This is a genomic window from Sphingopyxis sp. 550A, from assembly GCF_053569535.1.
In genome coordinates this window covers 946998-959364 of sequence record NZ_CM131615.1, presented here as the reverse complement: position 1 = coordinate 959364, position 12367 = coordinate 946998, and the positions used below count along the sequence as shown (strand labels likewise).

Below are 12367 nucleotides of genomic sequence, written 5' to 3'. Positions count from 1 at the left end.
TGGCGCTAGCCTCGATGTAAAGCAGCCCTTCGAGCGCATCGCCTGATTGAACGTGGGCTGCCGCAGGCAGACCCTTTCGGCTCCTTCACCTGAGGAGTCGAACGATGAATGAACTTATCCAGATTGGCCCGATCAGCCCGCTGCGCCAGCGCCTGATCGACGATATGACCATGCGCCGCTTCTCGAAGGAGACGCAGCGTAACTATCTGCGCGACGTTGGGAGGTTCGCGACCTGGCTCGGGCGCTCGCCGCACACCGCAAGCGCCGAGGATATCCGGCAGTTCCAGATCGAGCAGCAACAAGCCGGCGTCCCGGCGCCGACCATGAACAGCATCGTCGGCGCGCTGAGGTTCTTCTTCACGCACACGCTCGACCGCCCCGACCTCGCGCGCAAGCTGGTCCGCACCAGGCAGGTACGCAAGATCCCGGTCGTCCTCACCATGGCCGAGGTGAAGCGCCTGCTCGATGCCACGCGCTCCTTGAAGCACCAGGCGGCGCTGTCGGTCGCTTACGGCGCGGGCTTGCGCGTCGCCGAGGTGTCGGCGCTCAAGGTCAGCGATATCGACAGCAAGCGGATGCTGCTCCGGATCGAGCACGGTAAAGGCGGGCGATACCGCAATGCCATGCTGCCCGAAGGGCTGCTCCTGCTACTGCGCGACTGGTGGCGCGCCGGGCGGCAACAGGGCATCCTCGTCCCCGACGGCTGGCTCTTTCCCGGACAGAGCACAGCGGCGCCGATCAGCACCCGCCAGCTCTACCGTGTCGTCGTCGAAGCCGCTGAAGCAGCAGACATCGACAAGCGCGTCGGACCGCATACGCTGCGCCACAGCTTCGCCACCCACTTGCTCGAGGACGGTGTCGATATCCGCGTCATCCAGGCGCTGCTCGGCCATGCCAAGCTAAACACCACCGCCTTCTACACCCAGGTTGCGACGAGGACCGTTCGCTCGATCGTCAGCCCGCTCGACAGGCTCGCGCTCGCATCGCCCAGCGAGGAAGCGCCCGACGGCTGAGGTCGATGCGCGCCTCACTCGAGGTCGCCGACATCTTCCGCGCTGCCGGGCCAACCTACCGCGCCGCCCATGCCGGGCATCTGAGCCTGCACCAGCTCAAGATCATGTCGGCGATCGAACATTGCCGCACCGCCGCGCTCGGCGGGCATGTCGAGGCCTGCACCGACTGCGGGCACTGGCGGATCGCCTATAACAGCTGCCGCAACCGGCACTGCCCCAGGTGCCAGGGCGCTGCGGCGCGCAGTTGGCTCGAGGCGCGCGAGGCCGATCTGCTCCCAGTCGGCTATTTCCACGTCGTGTTCACCCTGCCTGCCGAGGTTGCCGCGATCGCCTTCCACAATAAGGCGCCCCTCTATGACCTGCTGTTCAAGGCCGCGGCCGATACGATGCTGACCATCGCCGCCGACCCGAAGCACCTCGGTGCCCGGATCGGCATCACCGCCGTCCTCCACACCTGGGGCTCGGCGCTCACCCATCATCCGCACATCCACATGATCGTGCCCGGCGGCGGCATCTCCCGCGATGGAACGCGCTGGATATCCGCACGCCCAGCCTTCCTGCTCCCGGTCCGCGTCCTTGGTGCCCTGTTCCGACGCTTGTTCCTAACCCGCCTTCGCGCGCTGCACGATGCCGGCAAGCTCGCCTTCTTTGGCAGCCTCACTCATCTTGGCGAACGACGTGCTTTCCTGCGGCACCTCTCTCCCGTCAGGAAGAAGCGCTGGGTCGTATATGCCAAGCCGCCGTTCGCTGGTCCCGAGGCCGTGCTCGCTTATCTCGCGCGCTACACCCACCGGGTCGCCATATCGAACAGTCGGCTCCTCCGGTTCGATGAGGAAGGCGTCACCTTCCGCTACAAGGATTACCGCAAGGCCGGCGCTGGACGGCAGCAGGTCATGACGCTCGGCGCCGACGAGTTCATCCGCCGCTTCCTCCTCCACGCCCTGCCGCGCGGGTTCCACCGCATCCGCCACTATGGCCTCCTCGCCAGCGCACACCGCAAGGATCATCTCGAACGCGCCCGCCGCCTGCTCGATGTCGCACCCCCACCGACCGACGAGCCCGCCGACGATGCAGAGCCCCGACCGACCTGCCCGTGCTGCGGCGGTACCATGATCATCATTGAGGTCTTCGAGCGCCGCTACCAGTCCCGCGCGCCGCCACCGCCATCCCTCGCACCCGGGACACCGGCGCCGTGACCCGGCACGGCCCGTCGCCTTCCTCGTCCAGGGCAGACCCGCGCCTGGAAGCGGACCCGCTCGCGACGGGGCTGCCCAAAAGCAGACGTCGCACCACCAAAATCGGTCCGCCCGCTTTTCGGCGTCCGCTTTTGCGACCCATATGCAGACGGTCCGCTATCGCGCACGTCCGCTTTTCGGCAGCACCTAGCTACCCCACGATCTCCGCAAAACAGCTTTCCCCATAGCTCACACCATGACCACCGCGGTTCGGGCATCGAAGACTTTCCGACGCCTGGCGGCGTCCGAAACTCTCAACGATTTCGGACTGACTGCTTTTAGCGTGCAAACGAGGATAGCGGACGTTTAGCGACAGGCCAAAGCGTTCGCTTCCAGAGGGCGTGGTCCTTGTCAGCGCCGCAAAGCAAGCGAAAGCAGCTTTGCGGCTATCGATGCCGACAATCGTCCCTGTCCGAAGGTATGCCCCAACCAATGCCTCGATCCAATCGACCAGGAGCCGACCGCCACCTAGCTTGCTGAACGTCGTGATTGCACGGCTTTCAGGAGGATCGAGACATGAAACCCGACACTATTGCAACGCCCGACACCTCGGGCTTCGAAGAGCTGGTTCCGTCGCGCTATGCGCTGCGGATCGGCGACATCGATGTGCTTGTCGTCAGCGACGGCGTGCTGCCGCTGCCCACCGAAACGATGGCCACCAATGTGGACCCCGCGGTCCGCGCCGAATGGTTCAAGGATATGTTCGTCGGACCCGACATGTTCGACTGGGCTCTCAATGTCCTCGTGCTGCGCAGCGGCGACAAGACCATCTTGGTCGATGCGGGCCTCGGCGGCCAGTTCCCCGGTTTCCCACGCGCCGGCCAGTTTCCCAAGCGGCTGCAGGCCGCGGGGATCGACTTGGCATCAGTCACCGATATCATCATCACGCATATGCACATGGATCATGTCGGGGGGCTGCTCGTCGAGGACGTGAATCGACGGCTGAATCCGGACGTGCGCATCCATGTCACGGCCACCGAAATCGCCTTCTGGCAGACCCCCGACTTCGAACAGACGGCGATGCCTAACCCCGTTCCCGAGGTTCTGCGCAAGACGGCTACGCAGTTCATCGATGCCTATGCCGACAAGATCATGGCCTTCGACGAGGAGTGCGAAGTGGCGCCGGGCGTGGTCGCAAAGCTGACCGGCGGGCACACGCCGGGGCACTGCGTCGTCCATGTCGCATCGGGTGGCGAGCGCCTCACCTTCGCGGGCGACGCGCTCTTCCCCGTCGGTTTCGACCATCCCGACTGGCATAACGGCTTCGAGCATGATCCCGAAGAATCGGTGCGCGTGCGCGTTCGCCTGTTGCAGCAAGCGGCCGCGAGCGGTGAGTATCTCGTCGCGACGCATTTGCCCTTCCCTTCGGTGGGCCGCGTCGCCGCCGATGGCGACGCCTTCCGCTGGGTCGCTGCCTTCTGGGATTTCTGATCTCCAGCCGAAGGCTCCCCCGGGGGCGTACCGACCGATCGCGCCGGTATGCCCCCAACCGGCAGAACACCGCCCCCTCCAGTCCAGGGAATTCGAAATGCGGCATCCGTGCGAGCCCGTCTCGCTGCACGCTTATGGTCCGTCAGGCCGAATGCGCAGCAAGCCTGTCTGCAAGAAAATCGGTGAACAATCGGACGCGCAGCGGTGCAAGGCGGCCGAAAGCGTGCAGCGCCTGGACGGGAACCGAGGCGAGCGGATCGTGCGGGAATATCTCGGCGAGGCGTCCCGCGGCAAGATCGTCCGCCACCGCCAGCCGAAGCAGCTGCGCAATGCCGACCCCGCCGAGCGCCGCAATCCGCATCGCCTGACCCGAATCGGTGTCGAGTGCCCCTTCGGGCAGCAGATCGGTCCCGTCGGCGAAGCGAATGGGATAGGCCTGCGACCCAAGCCGATACCGGATATGCGGCAATTGCGCGAGCGCTTCGCGCGTCGCGGGATGGGCAACGCGTTCGAGCCATTGAGGCGCCGCGACGAGGATGAGCGGCAGGGTCGCAAGACGTCGCACCATCCAGTCGACATTCCCCATTTCGCCGACACGCAACGCCACGTCATAGCCTTCGCGGATCAGGTCGACATGGCGATCGGTGATACTGATCTCAAGCTTGATCTCGGGATAGCGCGGGACGAATTCCCGGGTGAGCGCTCCCATCAACGCGGGACCGAGCACGCCGGGAATGCTGGCGCGCAGCACCCCCTGCGCGCGTTCAGCCCCCTTCAAGGCGTCGCCGGCTTCGTCGAGGGCACGCAGCAGCGGGGCGATGCGCTCGTAATAGGCGGTCCCGTCGACAGTCAGCGTCAGCGAACGGGTGGACCGGAGGAAAAGTTTGACGCCGAGGCGTCGTTCGAGCCGTTCGACGCTCTTAGAAACCGCGGAGGGGGTGGTCCCGGCAAGACGCGCCGCGGCGCTGAACGAACCCGTCTCGACGGCGCGCACGAAGGCTTGAAGTCCGGTCGTCGGTTCGAGGCCAGCGGTCATTCGATAGTTTTTAGCAAAAATGATGTGCCTGCCTCCAGTCTAATTTTCCGAACTGGAAAAGCCAAATCCATCTCCGTCTTCAACCACAGAGGTGAATTATGGACAGTTTGAAGGGAAAGGTCGCCGTAGTAACCGGCGGCAACAGCGGCATCGGTTTCGCGAGCGCGAAGCTCTTTGCCGAGCAGGGCGCGCAGGTGGTGATCACCGGGCGGCGCCAGGCCGCACTCGACGAGGCAGTCCGGTCGATCGGCCCTGCTGCGGTAGCGATCTGCGGCGACGTCGCCGACCCGGCGCACCACCGCGCGGTCGCGGACCTTGTTCGCGAGCGTTTCGGCGGTGCGGACATCTATATGGCGAACGCCGGAGTCAACACGATCACGCCATCGGGCGAGGTGTGCGAAGCCGAGTATGACACCCAGTTCGGAATCAATGCCCGCGGCACTTTCTTTGGGGTCCAGGCGATCGCGCCGCACCTGCAGGAGCGAGCCTCGATCATCCTTGTCGGTTCGCTCGCGAGCGACAAGGTGCTCGACGGCCACGCCGTCTATGCCGGGACCAAGGCGGCGATCGCGGCGTTCGCGCGAAGCTGGGCGCTCGAATTCAAGGACCGCGGCATCCGCGTCAACATGCTCAGTCCCGGGCCAACCGAAACCGAGATCCTCGGCAAGCTGGGCGTGGCACCCGAAGAGCGTGGCGCCTTTGCCGAGATGATGGCGGGCGCAATCCCGCTCGCGCGGCTCGGCCGGCCGGAGGAACTCGCGCGCGCTGCGCTGTTCCTCGCGTCCGACGCCAGCAGCTTCGTGACCGGCATCAACCTCCGCGTCGACGGCGGCATGGCGCTGCTCTGACTCATCCCCAAACATCGAAGGAAATAAGCATGACCCAATCTCCCGTCGAGCCCGCCATCGCCGCCTTGATCCACGACGTCGTCCATGTCGGCAGCGCTTATGACATCGAAGGCATGGAAAGGCTCTACACGCCCGACCAGATTTTCCTGGTCCTCGGCAGCGACGGAGAGGTGACCCGAATTCTTCGCGACGATTCGATCGCTGAATTCCGGTCGCGTCGCAACGCGGGCGAAGCGCCGCTTTCGACCGAACATCGGGTGCTTCACGTCGAGCAGCAGGGCGATCATGCGACGGCGATCCTCTATCGCCGCATGAGCTCCGACGCTCCGCCCGCGATGTACGAGCTTCGCATGCGCAAGGATTCCGGCACCTGGATGGTCGCCGGTGAAACGGTGACGCCTTGGCCGGGCGGCATCGATGGCGCCTTCCTCCCTCCCCGGAAGGGCGCCTGACTGCGGGGCGCGCGCGGCCCCGCCCCCCCAGCCGCGCGCGCCCCAATTTTCAAACGACAGAAAGGAACATGCGTTGAAAAATCTTGCTTTCCCCCTCTCGCTCGGCGCGCTGATCGCAGTTGGCACGGCGGCGCCCGCGGCGGCCCAGACCTTCGAGGGCCCTTATGTCGGGGCGCAGGCCGGCTGGAGCCAGAATCGGCTGGGCTCGGTCGCGACCGACCTTGGCACCGCCACGATCAACGACAGCCGCGATGCGGCGACCGCCGGCATCTTCTTCGGCTATAATCTCCAGCCAGCCGCCAAGGTCGTGCTGTCGGCCGAAGGGGCGGTCAATTTCGGGTTCGACGACGACCTGTCGCGTGCGCAAAAGGACGCATCGGCCGCGATCAACCCCGAATATGGTTTCGACCTGGGCGTCCGCGCCGGTTACCTCGTGACCGACAAGACCCTCGTCTATGCGCGCGGCGGTTATGAGAATATCCGCACCAGGGTGCAGATCCTCGATCTCGAAGGTCCGCGCAGCGGCAAGGACAATCTCGACGGTTGGTCGGTTGGCGGCGGCATCGAACGGGCTGTCACCGACCATATCTCGGCGCGCGTCGAATATCGCTACAGCGACCTTGGCAGCGGCGGCACCAAATGGGATCGGCATCAAGTTCTGGCGGGCGTCGCCTGGAATTTTTGAGGATCGCTCATCCCATCCGAAAACTGAATTTGGCGGGCAAGGCAAGGCTGAAATGTCTTGCCTTGTCAAACGCGGACAAATATAATCCGCGTTATGGCGCACATGACCGTAAGCGTGGAATATGGGCTGCATTGCCTGCTGGGCCTGATCGATGCGGGCGATGCGCCGCGCAGCGCCCGCGATCTGGCTCTCTTCCAGGGAATTTCGCCGAGCTTCGCGGCCAAGATTTTTGCCAAGCTGGAGAAGGCGGGGATCGTGACGGCAGCGGAAGGCGTGCGCGGCGGATATCGGCTCGCGCGGCCGGCCCATGCGATCAGCGTGCTCGAACTGGTCGATGCGATCGAGGGGCGCAAACCCTTGTTCGACTGTCAGGACATACGCGGGCGTTGCGCTCTGTTCGAGGACGGCGCGCCCGAGTGGGCGACGCGCGGCATTTGCTCGATCCATGCGGTCATGCTCAAGGCCGAAAAGGCAATGCGCGACACGCTGGCGAGCGAGACGCTGGCCGACATTGGCGGCCGGCTCGAGCGCAAGGCCCCCGCCGAGTTCGGCGGCGACACCAAAGCCTGGTTCGACGCGCGACTCGCAAGACGGCGGTCGCGCCCGTCGCAAGCAGAGGATAGGCTAAGATGATCCGACCGGCATGCGAGGAACAGCCGCCGCTCGTGCTGGTCGTCGACGACGATGAGGACGTTCGCACCGCAATCAGCGAGCTGATGTTATCGGTAGGGATAGAGGCCGAATGCTGCGCCTCGACCCGCGACCTCATCGAATCGCCGCTTCTCGATCGCGCGGGCTGTCTCGTCCTCGACGTACGAATGCCGGGCGCGAGCGGGCTCGACCTCCAGCAGCATCTGGCCTCTGCGGGTGTTTCCAAACCCATCGTCTTCCTGACCGGGCACGGCGACATCCCCATGTCGGTGCAGGCGATGAAAGCCGGCGCGGTCGACTTTCTGACCAAGCCGGTCCGCGATCAGACCTTGCTCGATGCCGTAACCGCGGGGATCGAACGCGACATTGCCGAGCGTGCCAATGCGCAAATCGTCCATGAACAGGTCGAACGCTATGCGACGCTGACGCCGCGGGAAAGTCAGGTCATGCGCGAAGTCGCACTGGGGCGGCTGAACAAGCAGATCGCTTACGATCTGGGCATAACCGAGATCACTGTGAAACTGCACCGCAGCAATGTGATGCGTAAAATGCAGGCCGCTTCGGTTGGCGAACTGATCCGCGCGTGGGAAAAATTGCCGGCGGAGGTGCGCGAACCGGCCCCGGCCTAGACTTTGGTATGGTTATAATGGCTTACAAGCTGCGCGACATTGACTCCATCGGCCAGCGAGGCCGCGTGAAAGAGGATGCCGCCGCTTGTCCCATATGCCGACCGTCGCGATCGTGGACGATGACGAGGCCGTTCGCGAAGCCCTGGGCGACCTTCTGATGGTCTCGGGGCTCGCCTGCGAATGTTTCGAGGGCGCTGCCGAGTTTCTTGCGGCGCGCCGCGTCCGCCAATTCGATTGCCTTGTGACCGACATTCGCATGCCGGGCATGTCAGGCATCGATTTGATCGAACGATTGCGCGACGAGCGCGCAGAACTGCCGGTGATCGTCCTATCGTCGGTGCTCGACGAAGCGACGCGTTCCCATGCCCTCGCGATCGGTGCGCAGGCGTGGCTCACCAAGCCCGTCACCGACGAGCATCTGCTGGGAGCGCTCGCGCAGGCAATCGCAAGTTCAGGTTCGAGCTCAAAGCGGTGACGGCGACCCTCCTCGACCCGCTTGAGAGCGATGTGAAGGGCATCGCGGAACTCGCATCGGAGAGCATCGTCATCCTCGATCCCGCCGGGATCATTCGCTATTGGAACCCGGCCGCCGAGCGCCTGTTCGGCTGGCCCGCACTCGCCGTTTGCGGGACCGATGGCGCCCAGCTGTCGCCCGCGCCAGGCGACGAGGCGAACGCCTGGTCGCAATTGCTTCAGGAAGGCGCGTGGGAGGGACGTGTTCGGCGCCGCACGCGCGACGGCGACGTGCGGGTCGCAAGGATCCGGCGGCATCTGCGTTACGACGGCGCCGGAACGCTGCGCGACGTCGTCGAATATGCCCGCGCGGAGCCCGAGGCACCAGGCTGGACGGGAGCGCACGACCCAGTCCCTGATCGGTCGATGGCGGCGAGTTGGGAAATCGACGTCGCGCCCGCCGCCAACATCCTCGCTCGTCTCGCCCCCCGCGCGCCCGGCGCCGACACGTCCGAGCGCGATGAACTTCTCCACGGCCTCGTCAATGCCGCGCGGATCGTCGAGGTCAACGATCGGACCGCGAGACTGGTTGGCGGCAACCGCGGGCGGGCCCTGATGGCCGGACAGTCGGTCGCGGCTTTCTGGCCTCTCGAAAGTCGGACGATCCTTGCTGATCTCATCCTCGAGGCACGCGCCGACCGCGAGTGCCGCAGCGTCCAGCGCCGCCTTGCCTCCGACGGCATCCTGCGCGATCCGCTCGTTACCGTGTGGCGCGCGGGCGACGATCGACCGGACCGGTTATTCGTTGCCGTCGACGGCGTGGCCGACGACGATCGATCCTACCTCTATCTGCGCGCCAGCGAGGCGCGCTACCGCAAGCTCATTCACTATATGCCGGTCGCGCTCTGGCAGGTCGATGCGAGCCACATGGGCAAGATATACGCCGAGTTGCGCTCACGCGGTGTCACCGACTTTGCAGGACATCTCGACGATCACCCTGAACTCGTCGAATTCGCAGCGGCGAGCGTTCCGGTCACCGACGTCAATCGATGCGCGATCGAACTCGTCGGCGGTGCCAGCGTACAGGACTTAATCCGGCCCGTCGGATATCTGTTCGCCGAAAGCCCGGACTCGCTGCGCCGCGTCATGATCGGGCGATTCAGCGGGCGCAAGAATTACAGCGAATATATGAAGATACGCGCGCTTGACGGTCGCCTGCTCGACGTCCGCTTTTCGGTTACCTATCCCGAACCGCTGCTCGAACTCGATACGACAATTTTCAGCCTCGAAGATGTGACGGAACGACTCCGCATCGAGACCGAGCTCAGGCAACTCCAGGCCGATTTTAGCCACGCCGCGCGCATCTCGACCCTCGGCGAGCTGACCAGTTCGATCGCCCATGAAGTCAATCAGCCGCTGGCGGCAATCATGACGAATGCCGAGACGAGCCTTCGCTGGCTGGCGCGCGACGAACCCGACATCGGCAAGGTCGCGCAGCTGACAACGCGGATCGCGACGAGCGCGCGCCGCGCCGACGATATCGTCCGCCGCATTCGCAGCATGGCCGTCAAGCAGGCACCCGAACCGGTACCGATCGCGCTCAACGACCTCGTGCAGGAAAGCCTCCTCTTCGTCCGCCACGAGATCGAAACACGCGGCATTCGCGTGACGACATCCTATGCACGCCGCGTTCCGAAAATCGTCGGCGATCGCATCCAGCTCCAACAAGTCATCGTCAACCTGCTGATCAATGCGGCGCAGGCGGTCGAGGCATCGTGCGAGGCCGACAGGGAAATCCATATTGCAACGACGGCGGGCTCAAAAGGCGAAGCCGTGCTCACTTTGCGCGACCGCGGACCGGGAATCGACCCTGACCATCTCGGCCAAATCTTCGACGGCTTCTTCACTACGAAGCCGCAAGGGATGGGAATCGGCCTCGCAATCTGCCGATCGATCGTCGCGGCGCACGGCGGCGGAGTGTCAGCCTCAAACCATCCAGAGGGCGGCGCGGAATTTCGCGTCCGCTTGCCGCCCGCGCGTCAGGCATCATGATCGAGCCGGCTGGCCTGTTCGCCGGTCTGGCAATCGGCGTCGCGATGGGCGCGCTTGTATGGCGGCGCCATGCCGAACCCCATATCCATGCGGACGAGGCGATTCATCCCGGAGACCGCCAAGCCATTGCACAGGCAGAAGCACGCGCCTTTTGCAGCGGCGTGCCGCAGGTCGTCAGCTACCGCCAGCGCTCGCCAAGGCACGGATGGCGATGGCACAAATATCGTGCCGAACCTGCCTATTCCTCCAATGTCACCGTACGCCCCTTGGTTCACGACCCGCACGAAGACTGGGCGCTCGCCACCTCGCTCGGGGAAACCGGCGATGCGGTAAACGCCGCGAAGATCATCGAAGACGTCTACGGCTCTGCCTTCGCCTTCGACGCTGAAGGACGCTTCACCTATGCGACCCCCATGGCCCAGACATCGCTTGCGATGACATTGGACGATTTCAACGAGCCGCTGAGCGATGCGGCTTTCCTCGACGGCGGTGACCTTGGCTGGAAGAGGGGCGTGCATCCGGCAGACTATGACAGCGCTTCTGCCGAGCTGCGCCGTTGCATGCGCAGCGGAACACCGTTCAACTATGAATATCGCGTGCTGCGGGCAACCGGCGAATATGTTTGGCACCGCTTCGCGATCCGCCCTGCACGCGCCGACGACGGCCGCGTTACGGGTTGGTACGGCACGGGTTTCGACGTCGATGTCTTCCGACGGACCGACGCCGCCCTGCACGAGAGCGAGCGCTCCCTGCGCGAACTGCTCGAGACTGCGCCCGCTCTTATCTGGTGCATGACGCCCTCGGGCCGGCCGATCTACTTCAGCCGCCACATGCGCGAATTCCTCGGCTTCGACGTCGCGGCGAAGGACGAACCCGATGTTCCGCGATTGCAAAGCCTGTTGGGCGCCATCATCCATCCCGACGATCTCGACCGCGTAAACGAGCGTCTCGATCATTCGCTGCGCACGGGCGAGCCCTATGCGCTCACCCATCGGCAGCGCCGCTTCGACGGGATGTTTCGCTGGGTCGAAACGCGGCTCGCCGCCATGCGCGACGAAGCCGGCGAAATCGTGCAGTGGAACGGCGTTTGTCTCGATATCCACGACCAGATCCGGGCGCAGGATGAGCTCCGGCAAGCGCAGGATAAACTCGCGAAAGCCGGCGAGGCGGCGAGCCTCGCCGAGCTCTCGGCATCGATCGCGCATGAGGTCAACCAGCCGCTCGCCGCCATCATGACCAACGCCCAGGCTTGCCAGCGGTGGCTGGCCGGCGACGAGCCGAACATCGCCCGCGCGCGGGGCATCGTTGACCGGATCGTGCGAAGCGCCGAATCCGCAGCCGACATCGTCAGCCACATCCGTGCCCTTTTCCAAAATAGCGCCGGTCCGCGCCGATCCACCGACCTCGGCGCGCTCGTCGGCGAAGTGCGAGACCTCCTCGCCGAGCCCTTCGCGCAAAGTCGAACATCGCTCGACATTCGGCTCGCCCCCGGCCTTCCACCCGTCGCAATCGATGCCGTCCAGATCCAGCAGGTTCTCGTCAACATCCTGCGCAACGCAATCGAGGCAATGGCTGCGAGCCCGGAGGGCAGCCGAAAGTTACGGCTGGAAGGAGCCGTTGAGCGCGGTCGCATACGGATCGATATCACCGACACGGGGCCAGGCCTTGCCGACCCCGATCACGCGTTGGAAGCCTTCTTCACGACCAAGGTGCACGGCATGGGAATGGGTCTCGCCATCTGCCGCTCGATCGTCGAAGCGCACGGCGGCCCACTCCGAGCCAACAACGTCGAACCCACCGGCGCGCGCTTCACCTTCACCCTTCCAATAGCGAAGGGCGGCGACGACTAGTCGCCAACCTGCCTCGACCTTGGCATAGTCGC

The 12367-nt window shown here is 64.8% G+C and carries 12 protein-coding genes; 11 read left to right on the top strand and 1 reads right to left on the bottom strand.

The window, feature by feature from the left end; translation table 11 throughout:
• The first annotated feature begins 104 nt into the window (after positions 1-104).
• The 3 genes from ACVENA_RS04570 (at position 105) to ACVENA_RS04560 (ending at position 3679) form a co-directional block, all read left to right on the top strand.
• Positions 105-1013, top strand: coding sequence for a tyrosine-type recombinase/integrase (locus tag ACVENA_RS04570; protein ID WP_257546696.1), 909 nt, complete (start codon positions 105-107; stop codon positions 1011-1013).
• A 5-nt stretch (positions 1014-1018) separates the two neighbouring features.
• On the top strand, positions 1019-2209 hold the full coding sequence (locus ACVENA_RS04565) for an IS91 family transposase (protein ID WP_257546699.1): 1191 nt from the start codon (positions 1019-1021) through the stop codon (positions 2207-2209).
• 555 nt (positions 2210-2764) lie between these two features.
• Positions 2765-3679, top strand: a complete 915-nt coding sequence (locus ACVENA_RS04560; protein ID WP_449327833.1) for an MBL fold metallo-hydrolase — start codon at positions 2765-2767, stop codon at positions 3677-3679.
• A 142-nt stretch (positions 3680-3821) separates the two neighbouring features.
• Here the strand turns inward: ACVENA_RS04560 and ACVENA_RS04555 are convergent, their stop codons facing one another.
• On the bottom strand, positions 3822-4715 hold the full coding sequence (locus ACVENA_RS04555; protein ID WP_449327832.1) for a LysR family transcriptional regulator: 894 nt from the start codon (positions 4713-4715) through the stop codon (positions 3822-3824).
• Positions 4716-4813: 98 nt separating this feature from the next.
• On the opposite strand from ACVENA_RS04555, the gene ACVENA_RS04550 reads away from it, so the two are divergent.
• From ACVENA_RS04550 to ACVENA_RS04515, 8 genes are all read left to right on the top strand, one after another.
• The gene (locus ACVENA_RS04550) at positions 4814-5563 is read left to right on the top strand and encodes an SDR family NAD(P)-dependent oxidoreductase (protein ID WP_449327831.1); all 750 of its coding nucleotides are present in this window, start codon (positions 4814-4816) and stop codon (positions 5561-5563) included.
• 29 nt (positions 5564-5592) lie between these two features.
• Positions 5593-6015, top strand: a complete 423-nt coding sequence (locus ACVENA_RS04545) for a hypothetical protein (protein ID WP_054731580.1) — start codon at positions 5593-5595, stop codon at positions 6013-6015.
• A gap of 73 nt (positions 6016-6088) precedes the next feature.
• Entirely contained in the window at positions 6089-6700 is a 612-nt protein-coding gene (locus tag ACVENA_RS04540; RefSeq protein ID WP_449327830.1) for an outer membrane protein, read from the top strand.
• Between the two features lie 114 nt (positions 6701-6814).
• Positions 6815-7333 (top strand): RrF2 family transcriptional regulator, encoded by a 519-nt coding sequence (locus ACVENA_RS04535; RefSeq protein ID WP_449327829.1) that lies wholly within the window; start codon positions 6815-6817, stop codon positions 7331-7333.
• Complete coding sequence (locus ACVENA_RS04530) at positions 7330-7980, top strand: response regulator transcription factor (RefSeq protein ID WP_449327828.1); 651 nt, start codon at positions 7330-7332, stop codon at positions 7978-7980. Before ACVENA_RS04535 ends, ACVENA_RS04530 begins: the two co-directional genes overlap by 4 nt.
• A 94-nt stretch (positions 7981-8074) precedes the next feature.
• Positions 8075-8455 (top strand): response regulator transcription factor, encoded by a 381-nt coding sequence (locus tag ACVENA_RS04525; protein ID WP_449328888.1) that lies wholly within the window; start codon positions 8075-8077, stop codon positions 8453-8455.
• Positions 8452-10485, top strand: a complete 2034-nt coding sequence (locus ACVENA_RS04520) for an ATP-binding protein (protein WP_449327827.1) — start codon at positions 8452-8454, stop codon at positions 10483-10485. Before ACVENA_RS04525 ends, ACVENA_RS04520 begins: the two co-directional genes overlap by 4 nt.
• The gene (locus ACVENA_RS04515; RefSeq protein WP_449327826.1) at positions 10482-12335 is read left to right on the top strand and encodes a PAS domain-containing sensor histidine kinase; all 1854 of its coding nucleotides are present in this window, start codon (positions 10482-10484) and stop codon (positions 12333-12335) included. The genes ACVENA_RS04520 and ACVENA_RS04515 overlap by 4 nt, the downstream gene beginning before the upstream one ends.
• The last annotated feature ends 32 nt before the right edge of the window (positions 12336-12367 follow it).

Coding starts and splice junctions, on each gene's coding strand:
- ACVENA_RS04525 (WP_449328888.1), top strand. CDS start 8,075: ATGCCGACCGTCGCGATCGTGGACGATGACGAGGCCGTTCGCGAAGCC.
- ACVENA_RS04555 (WP_449327832.1), bottom strand. CDS start 4,715: ATGACCGCTGGCCTCGAACCGACGACCGGACTTCAAGCCTTCGTGCGC.
- ACVENA_RS04545 (WP_054731580.1), top strand. CDS start 5,593: ATGACCCAATCTCCCGTCGAGCCCGCCATCGCCGCCTTGATCCACGAC.
- ACVENA_RS04550 (WP_449327831.1), top strand. CDS start 4,814: ATGGACAGTTTGAAGGGAAAGGTCGCCGTAGTAACCGGCGGCAACAGC.
- ACVENA_RS04560 (WP_449327833.1), top strand. CDS start 2,765: ATGAAACCCGACACTATTGCAACGCCCGACACCTCGGGCTTCGAAGAG.
- ACVENA_RS04565 (WP_257546699.1), top strand. CDS start 1,019: ATGCGCGCCTCACTCGAGGTCGCCGACATCTTCCGCGCTGCCGGGCCA.
- ACVENA_RS04515 (WP_449327826.1), top strand. CDS start 10,482: ATGATCGAGCCGGCTGGCCTGTTCGCCGGTCTGGCAATCGGCGTCGCG.
- ACVENA_RS04530 (WP_449327828.1), top strand. CDS start 7,330: ATGATCCGACCGGCATGCGAGGAACAGCCGCCGCTCGTGCTGGTCGTC.
- ACVENA_RS04570 (WP_257546696.1), top strand. CDS start 105: ATGAATGAACTTATCCAGATTGGCCCGATCAGCCCGCTGCGCCAGCGC.